The following is a 19,621-nucleotide window of genomic DNA, read 5'->3' as shown; positions in this document are numbered from 1 at the left end:
CTGTGAACAGCGCAAACGGCATAATAGAAAGATGTACATCGTGCTTGGCCCAGCAACCTCCCCCGGCGATACGCCCCTGTGGGAGGCTATTACGCTGAACGACACCGGCTCAGGCACCCACCGCACTTTCCCTTTCGCTAAGCTCCCCGACTTTGTGCGCGCGGTAGAGGCCCAAAACCCGCACCGGGTGATCCGCTGGGCCTGGGCGGACGCCCGCGAGCTCATGCCCGCCCTGCTGGCAGCTGGCGTCTCACCGGCGTCCTGCCACGATCTGCGCCTTGCCCAGCGAATCCTGCTCACCGCCGCCACCCGCGCCCAAAACCGGCTGCCCTACACGCCCACCATCGACCTCACCCCCGAAGCCGCGCCCCCGGCAGGAGTGCTACCGGCCAGACGACAAATCGAGGGGCAAACCGCCCTCTTTGACGACCTTGGCCCAGCCTCCCCCGAACAGCACGAGGCAGCCGGGCCAACCGCGTCCGCCCTGCTCACCGAACTCCGCACCCAGCTAGAGGCCGTCGCCGCCTGCCCAGCCCCAGCCCGGCTCTCCCTCCTACTCGCCGCAGAATCCCAGGGCGCCCTCATCGCAGCCGAAATGAAGCACCACGGCATGCCCTGGAACCGCGCCATCCACGAAAAAATCCTCGAACATGCCCTCGGCCCCCGCCCCGCAGGCTACGACCGGCCCTATAAGATGGAGCGCCTCGCCGCCCGCATCCGCGAAGAACTCGGCGCCCCCAACCTCAACCCCGACTCACCCCAAGAAGTCCTCAAAGCCCTCCAGGCAGCCGGCCATTCGGTCACCTCCACCCGCAAGTGGGAACTCACCGAATGGGCCAACGCCGTCCCCCACCTTCGCGAAGAACGCTGGCAACTCGTCCGCCCCCTGCTCGACTACAAACACCTCGCCCGCCTCTACACCGCCAACGGCTGGAACTGGCTCGACACCTGGGTAACCAACAACCGCTTCCACCCCACCTACGAAGTCGGCTCCGCCGCCACCGGCCGCTGGGGCGGGCACGGCGGCGGCGCCATGCAAATCCCCAAGGACGTCCGCCCCGCCATCCGCGCCGAAGAAGGCATGATGCTCACCGTCGCAGACGCCGCCCAAATCGAACCCCGCATCCTCGCCGTCATGAGCGGCGACCGTGCCCTCGCCGTCGCCGGACGCGGCACCGACCTCTACCTCGGCATCGCCCACGTCGGCGAACGCACCGGCAGCGTGCTCAACGACCGCTCCCACGCCAAAATCGCCCTACTGGCTGCCATGTACGGAGCCACCACCGGCGAAGGCGGGCAGCTCATGCCCCACCTCAAAAAAATGTTCCCAGCCGCCATCGGCCTCACCGAACACGCCGCCGACGTAGGCCTCCGCGGCGGGCAGGTCACCACCTACCTGGGGCGCACCTCCCCAGCACCCTCCCACGCCTGGTTCCAAGCCCAACGCAACCAGGTCACCGCAGCCGACGAACGCGCCGCCCGCTCAGCCGCCCGCACCCACAGCCGCTTCACCCGCAACTTCGTCATCCAGGGAACAGCCGCCGAATGGGCCATCATCTGGATGGCCCAAATCCGCAAACGCCTCCGCACCGAACGCCGCTTCGGCAAACGTATGCAAACCCGCCTGGTCTACTTCCTCCACGACGAAATCATGCTCTACGGGCCCATCGGCGAATCAGCCCGCGCCGCCGAAATTGTGCGCGAATCAGCGCAAGCCGCCGCCGAACTCATCTTCGGCCCCACCGACGTCGAATTCCCCGTCACCGTGGTCACTACCGACGACTACTCGCAGGCTAAGTAGGCTAAGTCCCAGCTTCCCGGGTGCGCTTCTTATCCCAGGGTTCTTCCCAGCCCAGCTCTTCAAAGACTCGGGAAAGCAGGTTGCCGGTAAATCCCCAGATGGTAAAGGGGGCGAAGTCACCGGTCACCTCAAAAGCCGGGGACTTATGCCTGGTCCGGCCGCGAGTCACCGTCACGGTCAGCCGGTTAGCCGGGTTCAGCAGGTCTGCCACCGGTACGCGCACCACCAGGGTTGACTCGTTCCGGTCTACTGCCTCCACCGGGGTCGGTAGGTCCCACCAGCCCAGTACGGGAGTCACCCGGTAGTTACTCACCGGCAAATCGACCGCCGGGAGCTGACCCAGCAGTCGCACCCCCTCAGCCTGCAGGCCGGTCTCTTCTACAGCCTCCCGCAGGGCAGCTACCTGCTGGACGGTTCGGCCGGTACGGGCTGCCTCGTCGTAGTCCTCAGGGTCAATCCGTCCGCCGGGCAGGGCAGGCTGACCAGCGTGATGGCGCAGGGCATCCGACCGAACCAACACCAAGAGGTCAAGGTCCGAAGCAACCGTGCCGCACCCGGTATTCTGCGCCGGAGCCTCATCAAGCACCCCCATCAGCACCAGCACAGCGGCCTCTTTAACGGTGTCCGGGTCCATCTGCCCAATCGGCCACGAATCCTCGGGGCGCACAACACTCGGGGCCCGCTCCGCCAACTCCTGCAGGGCCGCTAGGGCAGGGTGCTGCCCCGCTATCTCTTCCCCTGGCATCTCTTTGCTAAGCACTGAGCGTCCACCCCTCTTCCCGCAGCTGGCGACGGGTAGCACCCTGCACAAAACGCAGGTGCAGGCGCTCACGCCCCGGAGCCATCTCGTACTTGAGCAGTTTCTCTGCCGCCACCGGGTCGGTTTCACCGGCACCGTAAGCCGGGCAAAGATCGGCAATGGGGCAAGCCCCGCAGGCCGGTTTTTGGGCGTGACAGATGCGGCGGCCGTGGTAGACCAGGCGGTGGGAAAGCTGCGTCCAGTCCTTAGGTTCAAAAAGCTCAGCGACGTCGCGTTCGACCTTAACGGGGTCCTCTTCAGTGGTAAAGCCAAAGCGGCGGGCGAGTCGGCCGAAGTGGGTATCGACGGTAATGCCCGGCTTGCCAAAGGCGTTACCCAGCACCACGAAAGCGGTTTTTCGCCCCACGCCGGGGAGCTTCACCAGTTCCTCAAGCCTGCCCGGTACCTGCCCACGGTGATCTGCCACCAGCTGGGCAGCCAGATTCACGATTGCTTTGGCCTTGGAGCGGTAGAAGCCCAGGGGCCGCACAATGTCTTCCACGTCTTCGATTCGGGCGGACGCCAACGCCGCCGCATCGGGGTAGCGGGCAAAAAGTTCGGGGGTGGTGGCATTCACGCGCACATCGGTGGTTTGGGCTGAGAGCACGGTAGCTACCAGGAGCTCAAAGGGGTTATCAAAATCGAGTTCGGCAACCGCATAGGGGTAGGTCTCCCCCAAAATACGGTTGATTTTGCGGGCACGACGGGTGAGCGCTAGGGGGCTTTCGGCCTCACCGCGAGCTGCCGCGCGGGCGTGCTTTCGGGCGGACGCTCGCGCCTTGGGCTCGGGTACAGAGCGGGTTTCAAGCTGGGCGAGCTCGTCAGGGCTAAGAGGTACATCGGCATGTAGGGGCATATACCCAAGCCTACCGCCGCCCGTCCTTGCGGTACCCGGGTTAGCTGCCACCGGCGTCCTGATTTCGCGTAACACGAACGCACAAATTTGTGACTAGCGCTACATGGTGCGCTAAGGTGAGAAAAAGTCCGTTTGTGGCGCACATCAATGACGCGCCCCACAGAACAGGAAGGCACACCATGACCGACACCCAGGACGTCTTCGCCCCCAGCGCCGAATTCTCAGCCCAGGCCAACGCTCAGCCCGGCATCTACGAAGAAGCCAAAGAAAAAGGCACCGAATTTTGGGCAGAACAGGCCCGCAACCTGCTCACCTGGTACAAGCCCTTCACCGAAACCCTCGACTGGTCCAACCCGCCCTTCGCCAAGTGGTTCGCAGACGGTGAGCTCAACGCCTGCTACAACGCCGTAGACCGCCATGTTGAAGCAGGTAACGGCGACCGCACCGCCATCCTTTTTGAGGGCGAGCCCGGCGATACCAAGTCCTACACCTACGCAGAACTCAAGGACGAGGTCTCCCGCGTAGCCAACGGCATCGAATCCCTGGGTGTTTCTAAGGGCGACCGCGTTGCTATCTACATGCCCATGATTGCCGAAGCTGTTATCGCCATGCTGGCTTGCGCCCGCATCGGCGCTGTGCACTCCGTCGTCTTCGGCGGCTTCTCAGCCGATGCCCTGCTCTCCCGCATCGAGGACGGCGAGGCCAAGCTGGTTATCACCGCCGACGGCTCCTTCCGCCGTGGCAAGCCCTCCATGCTCAAGCCCGCCGTCGACACTGCCCTGGCCAAGGGTGGCTCTTCGGTCGAAAAGGTTCTGGTCGTCAAGCGCAACGGCGAAGATATCAACTGGGTTGAGGGCCGCGACGTCTGGTGGCACGAGCTGGTTGCCGAGCAGTCCACCGAGCACGAGCCCTCCCATCAGAACGCCGAAGACCCCCTCTTCATCCTCTACACCTCCGGCACCACCGGTAAGCCCAAGGGTATTCTGCACACCACCGGCGGCTACCTCACCCAGGGCGCTTTCACCCACAAGAACATCTTCGACCTCAAGCCCGAAACCGACATCTACTGGTGCACCGCAGACGTCGGCTGGGTCACCGGCCACTCCTACGTCGCCTACGGCCCCCTGGTCAACGGCTCCACCCAGGTCATCTACGAAGGCACCCCCGATGCCCCGCACCGCGGCCGCTTCTGGGAAATCGTGCAGAAGTACGGGGTGACCATCATGTACACCTCCCCCACCGCTATCCGCACCATGATGAAGTGGGGCGAGGACATCCCCGCCCAGTACGACCTGTCCACCCTGCGCGTGCTCGGCACCGTGGGCGAAGCCATCAACCCCGAAGCCTGGCGCTGGTTCCACCGCGTCATCGGCGGCGGCAAGTGCCCCATCGTCGATACCTGGTGGCAGACCGAGACCGGCGCGATCATGGTCTCCCAGCTGCCCGGCATCACCGCAGCCAAGCCCGGCAGCGCCCAGCAGCCCATCCCCGGCATCACCATCGACGTGGTGGACGACCTGGGCGAGTCCCTGCCCAACGAGCAGTCCGGCTTCCTGACCATCCGCGAGCCCTGGCCCTCCATGCTCCGCACCATCTGGGGCGACGACGACCGCTTCGTCGACACCTACTGGTCCCGCTTCGAAAACATGTACTTCGCCGGTGACGGCGCCAAGCGCGACGCCGACGGCGACCTCTGGGTCCTGGGCCGCGTGGACGACGTCATGAATGTCTCCGGCCACCGTCTCTCCACCCCCGAAATCGAATCCGCCCTGGTCTCCCACCCCGCCGTCGCCGAGGCAGCGGTTGTCGGTGCAGCGGACGAAACCACCGGCCAGGCCGTCATGGCCTTCGTCATCCTCAACGACGAAGCCAAGGCAGCAGGGCACGACGAGACCGAGCTGGCAGAGCAGATTCGTGCTCACGTGGGCGTCGAAATCTCCCCGATTGCTAAGCCCAAGCGTGTGCTCATTGTTGATGATCTACCCAAGACCCGCTCCGGTAAGATCATGCGCCGCCTACTCAAGGATGTGGCCGAAGACCGCCCGGTCGGTGACACAACCACCCTGGCAGACCCCACCGTCATGGAAGCTATCGAGGCTAACTTCAAGAAGGGTTAGAACGCACGGCATAACAGGATGTGGGGCATGCGTGCCCGCCGACTAACCTTCTTGCTGGCTCGCAAGCTCGCAAGCAATTCATGCCAGCCCCAGCCAGTCGGCTTTAGCACGCATGCCCCACATCAGTCGAAGCTCGTGTTTTTGACTAAACGCCCGCCCCATTCTGCTCCATCTATGGCAGCAAGCTGGAGGCGGGCGTTTTCGTGTGAAAAACTAGGAACTATGGCAACACCACAGACTGCACCCCGACGTATCTCCGTGATTAACGGCCCCAACCTCAACCTGCTCGGCGTACGCAAACCCGAGATTTACGGGCGTACCACCCTGGCCGATATCGAAGCCACCCTCCGCGCCCAGGCCGCCGAGCTGGGCTATGAGATTACCTTCATGCAGTCCAACCACGAGGGCGATCTTATCGATGCCATCCAGGCCGCCCGTACCGCGTCCGCCGGTATCATCATCAACCCGGCAGCCTACACCCACACCTCTGTGGCCCTGCACGACGCCCTCGAAGCGGCCGAATTGCCGGTTGTCGAAGTGCACCTCTCTAACGTGCACAGGCGGGAGCCCTTCCGCCACCACTCCTACGTCTCGCCCCAGGCGACCGCCGTCATTGCAGGTGCCGGTGCCCAGGGCTACGAACTAGCCCTAGCCTTCCTAGCCCGTCACCTAGGCTAACCCGGTACGATGGCCACCCAACCTCAGGCGAAGCTCTCCCTGACCGACGCCGTCTATATCGGTGCCGGATCCATGATTGGGGCAGGCCTCTTTGCCGCTTTCGCTCCGGCAACAGCGGCAGCGGGCAACTGGCTACTGCTCTCTCTTGCTCTGGCTGCTTTTCTCGCTTTCGCCAATGCCACCTCTTCGGCCCAGCTGGCCGCCCAGCACCCCGAATCAGGCGGTACCTACATCTACGGCAGCCGCCAGCTCGGCCATGCCTGGGGCTTTGCAGCGGGGTGGTGCTTCGTCATCGGTAAAACGGCCAGCTGCGCCGCTATGGCTATGACCTTTGCCGCTTATCTGGCACCGGGCTATGAAAAGCTCCTGGCTATCGCCGCAGTTGCTGCCCTCACCGCCGTCAACTACAGGGGTATCACCCGTACCGCAGCCCTCACTAAAATCCTGGTCACTGTGGTGCTCCTAGCCTTGGCCGTCTTTTTCGGTGCGGTTCTCCTCGGGGTAGCTCCGGACCCCGCAGCGATTGCTGCCAGCGCAGGCAGCGGGGCGGGAGCGTCCGCCGCGCCCACTAGCCCGGCGGCAACTATCTACGGGGTGATGCAGGGCGCTGGCCTGCTCTTCTTTGCATTCGCCGGCTACGCCCGTATTGCCACCATGGGGTCAGAGGTCAAAGACCCCGCCCGCACCATTCCGCGGGCTATCATCATTGCCCTGACGCTGGTGGGCACCCTGTACCTGCTAGTTGCCCTCGCGCTCATCCACCAGCTGGGTTATGCGGGCTTGGCGAGAACGTCCGCCCCGCTGGCTGCGGCGGTAGGGTCGTCCGCACCCCTGAGCGCCCTCCTGGGTGTCGCGGCTTCCATCGGTGCGCTCGGGGCATTGCTGGCCCTCATCACCGGCATCGGCCGCACAGGTCACGCCATGGCTATCCACCGCGACCTGCCCGCCTACTTTGCGCACCTGCACCCGGTCTACGGGGTGCCCTACCGGCTAGAAATCGCCGTAGCGGTGGCCGTGACCGCCCTGATTCTGTTCTTTGATGTGCGCGGCGCTATCGGCTTTTCGTCCTTCGGCGTGTTGCTCTACTACTGCGTGGCGAACCTGGCAGCCTTCACGCAAACCGTCCCCTACCGCCGCTACCCGCGCGCCCTGCAGGTTGCCGGGGCAGCGGGCTGTTGCTTGGTGGTGGGGACGTTGCCGCCCGCCTCTATAGCAGGCGGGCTACTTCTGCTGGGGATGGGGCTAGCGGTTTATCTTCTGTATGCCCGCCCCACCCAGGCCGCGAAGCCCTAGTTAGGTACGCACTGGCCGGTGGCAACCGCTGAGGACGAGGCGTTTACCTGGGTTAGAACCTCAATAATCTGCGAGGCCGGAACAGCGTAGCCGGTCTGGCTCTGGGTCGACTTGGCAAAGACCATAGCCATGACCTGCCCGTCCTCGGTGAGCACGGGGCCGCCCGAGTTGCCCTGCTGGACCTGGGCAGCTAGCTGGTAGACCAGGCGGGAGGGGTTGGTTTCCCCGGTCTGCGCGTTGATGGTTTGGGTGTAGCCGAGCCCCTGGACGATCGCTGCCCGACTGGCGAAGGGGCCGCCGCCCGGGTAGCCCATAAAGGCAACTTCAGTGTCTGAAGCGACCTCGGCTTCGTTCAGGGTCAGGGGGGCTAGGGCTAGGTCGGGAGCACTGATAATCGCGATATCGCGTTCAGTATCGTAGTAGACCACATCGCCCGTTGCAGCCTGACCGTCGCGGCTCAGCAGGGTAGGGGTGCTCACGCCCGCAACCACGTGCGCGTTGGTGACGACCAGGCCGCCGTCCACCACGAAACCCGAACCCTCAGATGTGTAATTACAAGCCTGGGCTGCACCCACAACCTGCACCACCGACCAGCCAGCTTCTTCCAGCGCAGCTGTTTCAAGGGTGCCGAGCGGAGCGGACTGCTCGGGGTAAAGCAGCTGAGAAATCTCGGGCAGACCGGTGGCCTGCACAATCTGGCCCCGAACCTCGGTTACTTTTTCCTGCACGGACGCCGGGGTCACCTGCATCATCCAGGTCACCACCTTAGATTCCGCGGTGAGGGCAGTAACCGCTGGGATACCCAGGGGGCGGACGACCAGCACCACGGTCACGATGACCAGCGAGGCCAGCACCATATTGAGCAGGCCACCGGCAAGGCGCTCTAGACCGCGCAGGGGCGTACGATCGCTTGCCCTGCGGATTGCACTGCCCAGGGTCATACCCAGGGTCTGCCCTAGCACCAGGCAGGCGAGCACTGTACCCAGTCCGGCAAGAAGGTACCACCGAGAACTGACCTGGTTAATCACCCAGGGGGTTGCGTAGATAGCTGCAACTGCACCCAGCACAAACCCAACAAAGGTACCCAGGGTGACAAAGAGCCCCTGCCGTACACCGGCCAAGAAGTAGAGGGCAATGATAGCAATAATGACCCAGTCAAGAACGGTCATGACTCTCCATTCAACGGGGAAGGCTGAGCAGGCCGGGTTCCGGTACCTATCGCTACAGCAAGACACACCGCAGCAGATAGTGCAGCCCCTGTCGACGTTCAGCCCTCACAGGAATACCACAGCCTACACTCCCAACCTGAAAAAATAGGCGGAAACTAGGGAAAAATTCTCGGTGAAGCGCCCTATCCCTGCGGTCTTTGGGTATCGAAAGCACCAAATATCCTGTAGGCTCGTAATAGTTGAATAAGTCACAGATAAAAGTGCTGTGTGATGAACTAGGCAAAGACTATGCTTAGAAGTCTGCCCGCCCTGTACGTACAGGGCACCGCACTCGAATCGCCCTTTAGATCCATTATCAGGAGTAAAAGAGAACCATGGATATTGAAGTACTACGCCGTGCTCCGCTGTTCGCTTCACTCGACGACGAAGCCTTTGCAGCACTGACCGAAGACATCACCGAAGTTGACCTTTCACGCGGTGCTACCCTCTTCTACGAAGGCGACCAGGGCGACCAGCTCTACTTTGTTATCTCAGGCAAGATGAAGCTGGGCCGCACCGCTTCCGACGGCCGTGAGAACCTGGTAGCTATCATGGGCCCCGGCGAAATCTTCGGCGAGATGGCCCTGTTTGACCCCTCACCCCGTTCAACCAGCGCAACCGCTGTTTCTGAGACCCGCCTGGCCGGTGTGAAGCACGAGTCCCTGCGCAAGGCTATGGAGAAGTCCCCCAATATCTCCGCTCAGGTTCTGCAGGCTCTGGCCCGCCGTCTGCGCCGCACCAACGAGAACCTAGCCGACCTGGTCTTCTCAGACGTACCCGGTCGCGTTGCCAAGGCTCTGCTTGACCTGGCTGACCGCTTCGGCCGTCCTGCTACCGACGGTGTGCTGGTTGCCCACGAACTGACCCAGGAAGAGCTGGCCCAGCTGGTCGGCGCTTCCCGTGAGACCGTCAACAAGGCTCTGGCCGAGTTCGTTTCCCGCGGCTGGATCCGTCTGGAAGCTCGCGCTGTGGTCATCCTCGACCTGCAGCGTCTGCGCCAGCGCTCCCGCTAAGGTGGGGCGGGCGTCCGGCCTGCTCTCAACACTCTAAAACCGGGTGGTCAGCTAGAGCTGACCACCCGGTTTTTTGCACCTGCCGAAGAGGCAGGGGGCGGACGCCGGTGGTTAGCGGGTCTGCCAGGTGAGGCCGTCGAGTGAGGTGATGAGGGTGGTGCTGCTTGAGGGAACCCAGGCCGGGTAGCCAACTTCGAGGGTGTAGGTGCCTTTGTCGTAGCGAGCCTCTAGCAGGTAGGAAGCTGCCGGGTCTAGATCGTGGGTAGTCCAGGTGAGCCCGTTATCTGCGCTGGTCAGCAGTGTGGCTCCTTCGGCACGGGCTTGGCAGTAGACCAGGACTGTCTCGCTGAGGCGCTGGTGGCCGCAAAGCTCTAGGGATTTGGCTCCAACCGTAGAGATTTTTCCGCCCATGAGCCAGTGGCCCTGGTCTGGGCTGTAGGTTGCGGCGTAGATGTCGTTACTGTTGGCCAGAACCAGGCCGAAGGTTCCGCTCTCGTCGATGTCGGTGACGTTTTCAGCCTCAACCGGGGTAAGCGGAGCGGGAGTGTAGGGCTGGCCGATGGACTCGGGGGCAGACGTGGGGGCCTCCGCGGGCACCTGGACGTCGCCCAGGTTGCCCGGTGGGGTTGAGGTACCCCCGGGGTCGTGGCTTTTGGGCCAGCAGTCAGAGGTTCCCCCAAGGTCACGAGCAAAGATGAGGTTGACCTGTTGCGCCTCCCTGCAATAGTCACGGTCTAGCCCTACGGGGAACTGGTAGTAGGTTTTCCCCTCATCTTCATAGCGAATCCAACCGGTACTGAAGACCAGAACGATGAAGAAAAGAAAAGTCATCATCAGGGCAAAAGCGCTTACCAGCAAGAGCAGAAGTCCTTGGGCGAACCAGGTGGTTAGCAAGACCAGGGTGCTGCTTCTGGCCCCGTCTGGCTGGGGGATTTTTCCCAGGCTCTTGAGGATATAGGCGGTTCCACACACCAGTAAAGTAAGGGCCGCCAGGTAAGAGAGCCCCAGGCAGACCAAGCCTAGCCCTGGGATAAGTTGTAGCCCCAAGGCGCCCAGCCCCAAGCGTCCACCGATAATAGTAACCAGTAGCAGACAAGCCCCCAGGGCTGCCCATCTGATAAGTCTCTGTGTGAACGAGATGGGTACTGGGCTGGGGGCCTGATGCTTGAGGGGCACGACTAGACCTTTTTCTCCTGCACCGCCAGGTAGCAGGTGCCAGCGGCGTCCTGCTTAACCTCGGGCAGGTAGAGGGAAACCTGGCGTCGCTTGGCCAGGAAGGCAACCGCCCCGGAGGCGGCAGCGAGCTGTTCCAGCAGGTACATGACGCCGGGGGTCACCAGCTCCTGGAAGGGCACCCCAACGGTGTCGTCCTGCCCGATTTCGTTACCGAGTTCCATACTCATGGGGTGGGCAACCAGCTCACGCACGCTGACCCAGCGCCCCCAAATTCCCTTCCCGGCGAGCAGGGAGGGGTTCTGCCCCACCGGCACCGCGCAGGTGAAATAGTGAATGTCGTAGCGCTTGTGGAAGAAGCCCGGGGACTGCCAGCGGGCTAGGGGCTTGAGCAGGTCGGCGCGGATTTTGAGGTCGCGGCGTTCCAGGTAGTCAGCAAAGGTTTTATCCTGCTGGGCTACGGCCAGGCGGGAGGCCATGCACTCGTGCCCGCTGGTGAGCTCGATGGTCGAGAGCTCGCCGCTGCCAGCTAAGAGCACGCCGGTCTCTTCAAAGAGCTCACGCACCGCAGTGACCACGGCAGCGTTAGCTGCTCCCAGGTCGTCCTCGCTGAAGGCCTTGGCCCAGTAGTCGCCGCTGGGGCCCACCCAGCCGATGGGGGCGGCGTCCTCGGGCACGCCCAGGCCGCCGGGGAAGGCAACCCGGCCCATAGGGGATTTCACCCGGTAGGTCATAAAGGTTTCAGGACCCGAAGCGCCGTCGCGCACAAAAACGACCGCGGCGGCAGGCTTAGCCGCGCACGGTGTACAGTCCCCCTCATTGAGCCAGGTACGGGCGGATTCCTGCTGGCTTGACGGGATGGGGTGGGTTTTGGGGGCCGGAGCCGCCGCCGAGACATAGGGGGCGGACGCCGGCGGCGGCACCCGCTTGAGGGCGCCGGTATACATGGGTTGGCTAGGCATATTCCACGATGATTTCAACTTCTACCGGGGAGTCCAGCGGTAGTACCGGCACGCCAACGGCTGAGCGGGCGTGCACGCCTGCCTCGCCAAAGACCTCGCCCAGAAGCAGGGAGGCTCCGTTGATGACGGCGGGCTGGCCGGTGAAGGAGGGATCTGATGAAACGAAGCCGACCACCTTGACCACGCGGGTAACGCGGTCAAGATCGCCGATAACGGACTTGACGGCAGCCAGGGCGTTCAGAGCTGAGAGGCTAGCCAGCTTCTGGGCGGTCTCGGGGTCTACAAAGCCTTCGGCACCGGAGTCTGATACCTTACCGGTGGCGGGCAGCTCGCCCTTAACGAAAGGCAGCTGGCCCGAGGTGTAGACGTAGTTACCGCTGGTGACGGCAGGAACATAGGCGGCTACCGGGGCTGCCAGATCGGGCAGGTCGTAGCCAAGTTCTTTGAGGCGGTCTTCAATCTTTGACACGGTATACCTTCTTGAAAAGCAATGTTTTAGGGGCAAAAACCGGGCTCAAGGCCTAAGCCTGAACCCGGTTCTGGTCTGATTATTTAGTTGCTAGCCTTCTTGCGCTTGAAGTAGGCGATTGGATTGCCCTGAGTGGGAGCAACCATGTTCCCAGCGGGGGTAGCACCGCTGGGAGCGGGGGCACCGGGGAGCACGGTAACGAGCTCCCAGCCGTCTTCACCCCAGTTATCGAGGATCTGCTTGGTTGCGTGAATCATCAGGGGCACTGTTGCGTATTCCCATTTTTCCATAGCACCAAGCCTAGACCACCGGGGCTAAAAAGACGACTCCCACACCGCTCACAGGTTTTTCATGGGCTGCTGTGACATGCGCGCCGGTGCATTTTCCGCCCTGAGCCGATAAACTGATGCAATGGCTTCTTCAAAGAATGTGCGAAAGAGGCGCCGCAGCCCCGGCGACCTTGTTCAGTTTATTGCGCTGAGCATCATTGCCGGTTTTATTGCGGCGCTGATTATGGTGCCGCCCGCTACAGCTCTCAGTGCATCTATCAATGCATCAATGAACTGGTTTAAGAGTCTGCCCGCCTCCCTGAGTGACGGACCGCTCTCTCAGCCGTCCGTCATCTACGCAAATGACGGAAAAACTGAGCTGGCATCCTACTACGCTCAGAACCGCACCGATGTGGCGCTGGATGACATCTCCCAGCACATGAAAGACGCAATTCTTTCGTCCGAAGACCGCAACTTCTACGACCACGGCGCGGTTTCCCCCATGGGTATTGCCCGCGCCTTGGTCAACAATGTCATTAACCCCGAAGCTCGTCAGGGTGCTTCTACTCTGACCCAGCAGTACGTCAATAACCTTCTGATTGATGCCGCTGAGCAGGCAGGCACCGAGGCAAGTACCCTGGGTGCTAATAAGGACTACCTTGATAAGATCAAGGAAATTAAGCTGGCCATCTCGATGGAGCAGAATCTCTCTAAAGACCAGATTCTTGAGGGCTACCTCAACATCATCAACCTGGGCGGTTCCAACTACGGTGTAGAGGCCGCAGCCTACTACTACTGGGGCATTTCAGCATCAGAGCTCAGCATCTCCCAATCGGCGATTCTGGCAGGCATGGTGGTTTCACCTAACGTCTACCGCCCCGATGTTAACCCCGAACTGTCCAAGGAACGTCGCGATGTAGTTCTGGGCACCATGCTCCGCGACGGTAAGATTACCGAAGATGAATACTCTGATGCTCTAAATGAGGAAATTACTCTCGATATTCACACCACCCCCATGGGCTGCTCCACCGCCGGTGACTTTGCACATTTCTGCTACTACGCTGTTACGGACTTCCTGAACGACGAAACCTACGGCGCAACCGAGGACGATCGCACCAACGCCCTCTACCGCGGCGGCTACAAGATCATTACCACCATTGACCCTGACGCCCAGAAGGACGCCAAGACCCAGGTTGAAGCCACTCAGCCTTCCACCAACAACCCCGATCGCGTCAGCGCCGCTCTCGTTTCTGTTGCCCCCGGTAGTGGCAAGATCATTGCCATGGCCCAGAACTCTGGCTACGGAAACTCTGAAGAAACCGACTTCGCCGATAACTTCTACAACTACAACGTGGGTGTGTCCCACGGTGGTACAGCAGGCTTCCAGCCGGGTTCTACCTTCAAGGCCGTGATTCTGGCCCAGTGGATTAAGGACGGTAAGGGTGTCAACCCTACTATTGACGGCACCTCACTGAGCTATCCCAAGGACTTCCGCTGGCCCGCTACCTGTGAAAAAAACGGCTACGTTACCTCTGAGGATGAGGAAGGGTACGTCTTTACCAATTTTGATGGCGGTAACCAGAGCTGGGGCACTGTAGCCTACGGTCTGAAGAACTCCATTAACTCCTACGCCGTTAAGATGGCTTCGGTTACTGATGCCTGTGCCATCAACGATTTGCGAGCCAAGCTCCGCATCACCGACGGCACCGGTTCAGACCCCTACACTATTACCCGCCCCGCCTATCTTCTGGGTGGTTGGGAACGCGGTACCACTCCGCTGATTATGGCTTCGGCTTATGCAGCCTTTGCCAGTGGTGGCACCTACTGCGAGCCCATGTCGCTGGAAAAGGTCAGCAAGGGCGATACCGAGGTCAAGACCTATGAGTCCACCTGCGAACGCGTACTTGAAGAGGACGTTGCCAACGGTGTGACCTACGTGCTCAAGCAGGTTCTGGTGGACGGTTCAGGTTACCAGCGCGGTATTGGCCTGACCGATGCGTCCGCTGCTAAAACCGGTACCACCGATAACTCTACCCAGACCTGGACCGTTGGGTACACGCGCGGCCTTTCCACCGCGTCATGGGTGGGCAGCATAGAAAACACCTCTCGCCCCCTCAACGGCCTTTCCATCAACGGTAGGGTTCTGAGCTACGTGGACGGTGCCACCTACGCAGGTGCCCAGTGGCAGAAGTTCATGCAGGCCCAGGCTAAGAACTACAACACCGATGCCTTCGACCTCCCCTCGAACTCGGTTCTTGGTACTAACCAGTAAGGACTCCCTTGAATTCTCAGAATTCTCGTGGCGTGGCGGCTTCAGCTGGCACCCTGGCTCAGACCCTTTCAGGGGTTCTGGCAGCGGGTGCTGTAGCTGGGGCCGCCACGGCCGCTTATGCCCACTTTATTGAGCTCAATAACTTCCAGGTACGTAGGGAAACCCTGCCGATTCTGCCGGCAAGTAGCCCCGATTTTAAGATTCTGCATATCTCGGATATGCATATGATTCCGGGGCAGGCTCGGAAAACCGCCTTTATGCATTCTCTGGCCGAGCTAGAGCCTGACCTGGTCATCAATACCGGCGATAACCTCTCCCATCTGGACGGTCTTCCCGCCCTGCTAGAGGCCTTGGATCCCCTGCTGGATTTCCCGGGCGTCTATGTGCCGGGTTCCAACTGCTACTTTGCCCCAGTACCCAAGAACCCGGCCCGCTACCTCTGGAAGAAGAACACCGGGGACGAGGCCAACGACCAAACCCGCGCGGTACTCCCCACCCAGGTGATGCACGATGCCTTCGATGCCCGCGGCTGGATAGGGCTGATCAACCGCTACGAGACGCTCACCCTTGGAGGGCTGCGCCTAGAGTTTTCTGGGGTGGACGACCCTCACCTGGAGTACGACCGCCACCCCGGCTTCTCCCCCACCGCTTTCGATGCGGAGCCGGGGCCGAGCGTCCGCCTGGGTGTCTGCCATGCCCCCTACCTGCGCACCCTGGACCGCTTCGCGGACGACGGCGCCCAGGCTATCTTCGCGGGCCACACCCACGGTGGGCAGGTATGCCTCCCGGGTGGGCGGGCCCTGGTGTCCAACTGCGACCTACCCCCGGCCCGGGCCAAGGGGCTCTCCTACCAGGGGGACGTGCCCGTGCAGGTAACGGCTGGCCTGGGCACCTCACGCTATGCCCAGGTGCGCCTCTTCTGCCCGCCCGAGGCTGTGCTGGTGACGCTGACGGCCCGGTAACCTATCTGGTTTTTGCAGGAATGCAAATGTAAGATAGATTACTATGGCTTCTCGACTACTGCGCGTCTCCCCCATACCCACGCCTCCCCCTGTGCCCTACGGTGCCCGCACAGAGCAGGACATCACCCTCTGGCAGTACTCCCGTCCTATTCGCGCGCGCTGGGTCTGCGGGCTTTTCGTAGCACTCACCGCAGCCATTATCGCTATCTCCATCCCCCAGGTGCTGGGCTGGATTGTCGATGCCATGCTGACCGACCAGCCCACCGTAGGAGCGGTCTGGGCAGGCGGCGCCCTGGTCTTTGCGCTGGGTCTAGCCCAATCTGCCCTTTTCTTCCTGCGTAGGCAGCTGGTTATTGAACCCGCCAGCACGGTAGAAAACACCATGCGCATCGACCTCTTCGACCGTCTACTGCGCTCCCCCGTGGCCTTCCACGACCGCTGGCCCTCGGGCCAACTCCTGACCCGTGCCATGAGTGATTTGGGCACTATCCGCCGCTGGACCGCCTTCGGCCTGATCCAAATCATTACCGTAGCCGTCCAGGTAACCGTCGGTAGTTTCTACATGTTTACCGGCTCCTGGCAGCTGGGGCTGGTCTTCCTGGCCAGCATGCCGCTGACCCTCTTCTGCGTCTGGCGGTTTGTACTGACCTTCCGCACCCTGACCCGCAAGGCCCAAGAACGTACCGGTGACCTGGCAACAACCGTCGAAGAATCGGTGCAGGGCTTACGCGTGCTCAAGGCGCTAGGGCGAGGCCCGCATGCCCTGGCCGGGTTCCGCCAAGAAGCCCAAGAACTACTAGACCTTGAAGTTGCGCGAGGCCGGGCCATGGGGCGGGTCCGTATGCAGACCACCCTCATTAGCGGAGCCTCCCTCTGCCTGGCTCTGCTCTGGGGGCTGCACCTGGTCAGTACGGACGTCATGACCGTCGGTGCCCTCACCAGCTATTTCGCAACCGCCACCATCCTGTTTACCCAGGTGGAGCGCTCGGGCATGCTGATTTCCATGTATCTGGCATCGAGTGTTTCGATGGACCGCCACCGCCAGGTCATGGTGGGCGAGGCCGGTGAAGATATCGACATTCTGCCTGCCCACCGCGAGCGCCCCAACGCAGCTGCTGCCCGCCTCGATTTTAAGGACGTCACCTTCAGCTACGGGGAGCAGGAGCAGCAGGTGCTCACCGGCTTTACTCTGCAGGTGCGCCCGGGAGAGATTATTGCCCTGGTCGGTTCGACCGGGTCGGGTAAATCTACCGTCCTTCAGCTGGTACAGAGGCTCTATGAGCCGACTGCGGGCAGCATCAGCCTGAACGGTCGCGATATCGCCTCCCTTCCCCTACCTGATCTCCGTTCCCAGGTGGCAATTGCCTTTGAAGACCCCCTGCTGTTTTCGGCGAGCGTGCGGGAGAACGTCCTGCTGGGGGTTGACCGCAGCGAGCTCAGCCTGGCTGAGGAAGAAGCCATTCTGACCCGCGCCCTGACCGTGGCTGCCGCTGACTATGTGTACCAGCTCCCTGATGGAATCGATACCGTCATCGGCGAAGAAGGCATGAGCCTATCAGGCGGCCAGCGCCAGCGTCTCTCGCTAGCGCGCGCTATCGCTGCAAGCCCGGCTGTCCTCTTGCTCGATGATCCGCTCTCTGCCCTCGATGTGACGACAGAAGAAAAGGTGGTGGGTCTGCTCAAGCAGGAGCTGACCGAGACCACCACTCTGCTCACGGCCCACCGGCCCTCTACAGTGGCCCTGGCAGACCGGGTCGTACTTCTACACCGGGGGCAGGTAGCTGCGGTAGGTACCCACACCGAGCTGCTCGGCAACCCCGTCTACCGCGACCTCATGAGCACCGACACCCAGCTCACCCCCACAAGGCCGGCGGACGCCGGTGAGGTTGAGAGCGAGATACAGGAGGGCGGACGATGAGCCAGAGAATTACCGATTCAGAAGATAAGATTCAGCTCTCTAAGAGCGAGGCTAAGGCTGTTCGCCGCCGGTCGGTAGCCCTCTTATTCGATGTGCTGCGCCCGGTGCGGGGCCACCTGCTCTTCACCCTTTTCCTGGTGATCCTGGCAACGGCCCTGACCACAGCGATGCCCTGGCTCATTTCTACGGCCATCAACGACGCCCTAGAACCCCTGCTGGCGGGAGACAGCAGTTACGCGCTTACCTTGGCAGCCCTCTATGTAGGGGCAGCGGTCGTGGCCGGTTTAGCGACCTACACCAACATTCTGCTCACCTACAAAATTTCCCAGAAGGTGCTCTTTGACCTGCGCCAGCGCATGTTTGAGCACGCCCAAAAACTCTCGGTAGGCTTCCACGACACCTACACCTCGGGCCGCGTAATCTCCCGCCTCACCAGTGACCTCGATACGATTCGGCAGTTCCTCGACTCGGGGCTTTCTGAGCTTGCAGCCATGCTGCTCTCCATCTCCTTTACCATCGTGGCCCTCTGCCTCATGGACTGGCGGGCTGGCCTCGCCCTGCTGGTGATGATGCTGCCCGTCGCCTGGCTGACCGCCTGGTTCCGCCGCGAATCTGAACTGGCCTACCGGGCCCAGCGGGTGGCGTCCGCCCGCATCATCTCCCGCTTTGCCGAAACCTTCACCGGCCTGGCCGCCGTCAAGGCCTTCCGTGCCGAGGCAAGCTCGCGCGCAGCCTACGCGGACGCCGCCGAGGACTACCGAGTGCGCGTCATGCAGTCCATCAAGGTGCACGGCACCTACATGCCAGCCCTACAGGCCCTGGGTAACACCTTCGTGGCCATTGTGCTGGTCATTGGCGGTTACTCCATTCTGGGCGGCTCCATGCAGGCCGGAACCCTGTTAGCCCTGGTCATCTACGCCAACCGGGTCTTTGAACCCATCTTCATGCTCTCGGACTACTACAACATGTTCCAGTCAGCGGTCTCTGCCCTCGAAAAAGTCTCAGGCTTTCTCGCTGAAGAGCCCGAGGTTGCCGAGCCCGAGCGTCCGGCCCAGCGCAAGACCCCAGCAACGGGGCACCTGGTCTTTGATGAGGTTGAGTTCGAGTACGTCAGTGGCCGCCCCGCCCTGCACCGCCTGAATCTCGATATTCCTGCGGGTCAGCGCCTAGCCCTAGTGGGTGAAACAGGTGCTGGTAAGTCAACCATTGCCAAGCTCATCGCCCGCTTCTACGACGTCACCCACGGCCAACTGACCCTCGACGGGGTAGACCTGCGGGACCTCTCCGATGAGCAACTGCGCCGGGAGGTCGTCATGGTCACCCAGGAGGCCTATCTCTTCAAGGGCACCGTGGCCGACAACATCCGCCTGGGCAACCCCGCCGCCAGCGACGAAGAGGTCTTTGAGGCAGCCCGAAAGGTCGGGGCTTACGACTTCATCATGAGCCTACCCCAGGGCTTTGACACCAACCTGTCAAAGCGCGGCGGGCGGGTTTCTGCCGGGCAGCGTCAGCTCATCTCTTTTGCCCGTGCTTTCCTGGCCGACCCGGCCGTCCTTATTCTCGATGAAGCTACCGCTTCTCTCGATATTCCCACCGAAAAACTGGTTCAGCGGGGTCTGGAGTCCCTGCTGGCCGGGCGCACCTCCGTGGTGATTGCCCACCGCCTCTCGACGGTGCTTACCGCCGACCGGGTGCTGGTGGTGTCGGACGGGCGCGTGGTAGAGGACGGCTCCCCCGCGGCTCTGGTGGAGGCCGGCGGACGCTTTGCCGCCATGGCCCGGGCCTGGGAAGAGAACAACAGCACCGAGGGCTAGAAGCCCGGTGATTTGGC

At 62.1% G+C, this 19,621-nt stretch carries 16 protein-coding genes; 9 read left to right on the top strand and 7 right to left on the bottom strand.

The annotated features are described in order from the left end of the window. Positions 1–31 precede the first annotated feature (31 nt). Positions 32–1,801 carry a bifunctional 3'-5' exonuclease/DNA polymerase gene (locus tag L6963_RS06780; RefSeq protein WP_237206126.1) on the top strand — a complete coding sequence of 590 codons (1,770 nt, stop codon included), beginning with the start codon at positions 32–34 and terminating at the stop codon, positions 1,799–1,801. A gap of 1 nt (position 1,802) precedes the next feature. Here the strand turns inward: L6963_RS06780 and L6963_RS06775 are convergent, their stop codons facing one another. After that, positions 1,803–2,561, bottom strand: a complete 759-nt coding sequence (locus tag L6963_RS06775) for an NUDIX hydrolase (RefSeq protein ID WP_237206125.1) — start codon at positions 2,559–2,561, stop codon at positions 1,803–1,805. Continuing rightward, a complete protein-coding gene (nth, locus tag L6963_RS06770) occupies positions 2,554–3,456 on the bottom strand; it encodes an endonuclease III (protein WP_237206124.1) in 903 nt (300 codons plus the stop codon). The genes L6963_RS06775 and nth overlap by 8 nt, the downstream gene beginning before the upstream one ends. Before the next feature lie 179 nt (positions 3,457–3,635). On the opposite strand from nth, the gene acs reads away from it, so the two are divergent. From acs to L6963_RS06755, 3 genes are all read left to right on the top strand, one after another. Continuing rightward, positions 3,636–5,573: an acetate--CoA ligase gene (acs, locus tag L6963_RS06765; protein ID WP_237206123.1), complete on the top strand. Its 1,938-nt coding sequence runs from the start codon at positions 3,636–3,638 to the stop codon at positions 5,571–5,573. Between the two features lie 222 nt (positions 5,574–5,795). Then, complete coding sequence (aroQ, locus tag L6963_RS06760) at positions 5,796–6,251, top strand: type II 3-dehydroquinate dehydratase (protein WP_237206122.1); 456 nt, start codon at positions 5,796–5,798, stop codon at positions 6,249–6,251. A gap of 9 nt (positions 6,252–6,260) precedes the next feature. After that, positions 6,261–7,544 carry an APC family permease gene (locus L6963_RS06755; RefSeq protein WP_237206121.1) on the top strand — a complete coding sequence of 428 codons (1,284 nt, stop codon included), beginning with the start codon at positions 6,261–6,263 and terminating at the stop codon, positions 7,542–7,544. On the opposite strand, the gene L6963_RS06750 is transcribed toward L6963_RS06755, so the two are convergent. Then, positions 7,541–8,713, bottom strand: a complete 1,173-nt coding sequence (locus L6963_RS06750; RefSeq protein ID WP_237194954.1) for a MarP family serine protease — start codon at positions 8,711–8,713, stop codon at positions 7,541–7,543. The two genes, L6963_RS06755 and L6963_RS06750, sit on opposite strands and share 4 nt — an antisense overlap. Positions 8,714–9,087: 374 nt before the next feature. Between L6963_RS06750 and L6963_RS06745 the strand changes: the two genes are divergently transcribed. Continuing rightward, positions 9,088–9,765, top strand: a complete 678-nt coding sequence (locus L6963_RS06745; RefSeq protein ID WP_083091991.1) for a Crp/Fnr family transcriptional regulator — start codon at positions 9,088–9,090, stop codon at positions 9,763–9,765. Between the two features lie 111 nt (positions 9,766–9,876). On the opposite strand, the gene L6963_RS06740 is transcribed toward L6963_RS06745, so the two are convergent. From L6963_RS06740 to L6963_RS06725, 4 genes are all read right to left on the bottom strand, one after another. Next, positions 9,877–10,599: a hypothetical protein gene (locus tag L6963_RS06740; RefSeq protein WP_237225456.1), complete on the bottom strand. Its 723-nt coding sequence runs from the start codon at positions 10,597–10,599 to the stop codon at positions 9,877–9,879. Between the two features lie 344 nt (positions 10,600–10,943). Beyond that, on the bottom strand, positions 10,944–11,900 hold the full coding sequence (locus L6963_RS06735) for an NUDIX hydrolase (protein WP_237206119.1): 957 nt from the start codon (positions 11,898–11,900) through the stop codon (positions 10,944–10,946). Beyond that, a complete protein-coding gene (locus tag L6963_RS06730) occupies positions 11,893–12,369 on the bottom strand; it encodes a RidA family protein (RefSeq protein WP_237194960.1) in 477 nt (158 codons plus the stop codon). Before L6963_RS06730 ends, L6963_RS06735 begins: the two co-directional genes overlap by 8 nt. Positions 12,370–12,452: 83 nt before the next feature. Further along, positions 12,453–12,659 carry a DUF4177 domain-containing protein gene (locus tag L6963_RS06725; protein ID WP_185174154.1) on the bottom strand — a complete coding sequence of 69 codons (207 nt, stop codon included), beginning with the start codon at positions 12,657–12,659 and terminating at the stop codon, positions 12,453–12,455. Positions 12,660–12,780: 121 nt separating this feature from the next. On the opposite strand from L6963_RS06725, the gene L6963_RS06720 reads away from it, so the two are divergent. From L6963_RS06720 to L6963_RS06705, 4 genes are read left to right on the top strand one after another with little or no spacing between them, the layout of a single operon-like run. Beyond that, complete coding sequence (locus L6963_RS06720) at positions 12,781–14,910, top strand: transglycosylase domain-containing protein (protein ID WP_237206118.1); 2,130 nt, start codon at positions 12,781–12,783, stop codon at positions 14,908–14,910. 32 nt (positions 14,911–14,942) lie between these two features. Further along, complete coding sequence (locus L6963_RS06715; protein WP_423816791.1) at positions 14,943–15,872, top strand: metallophosphoesterase; 930 nt, start codon at positions 14,943–14,945, stop codon at positions 15,870–15,872. A 43-nt stretch (positions 15,873–15,915) separates the two neighbouring features. After that, positions 15,916–17,790 carry an ABC transporter ATP-binding protein gene (locus tag L6963_RS06710; RefSeq protein WP_237206117.1) on the top strand — a complete coding sequence of 625 codons (1,875 nt, stop codon included), beginning with the start codon at positions 15,916–15,918 and terminating at the stop codon, positions 17,788–17,790. Next, positions 17,787–19,604: an ABC transporter ATP-binding protein gene (locus tag L6963_RS06705; protein WP_237206116.1), complete on the top strand. Its 1,818-nt coding sequence runs from the start codon at positions 17,787–17,789 to the stop codon at positions 19,602–19,604. The genes L6963_RS06710 and L6963_RS06705 overlap by 4 nt, the downstream gene beginning before the upstream one ends. Positions 19,605–19,621: the final 17 nt, after the last annotated feature.

The organism is Rothia nasimurium, from assembly GCF_928392795.1.
GTDB lineage: Bacteria > Actinomycetota > Actinomycetes > Actinomycetales > Micrococcaceae > Rothia > Rothia nasimurium_F.
Note: the sequence above shows the minus strand (reverse complement) of the source record. Positions and strands in the feature narration are given on the sequence as shown.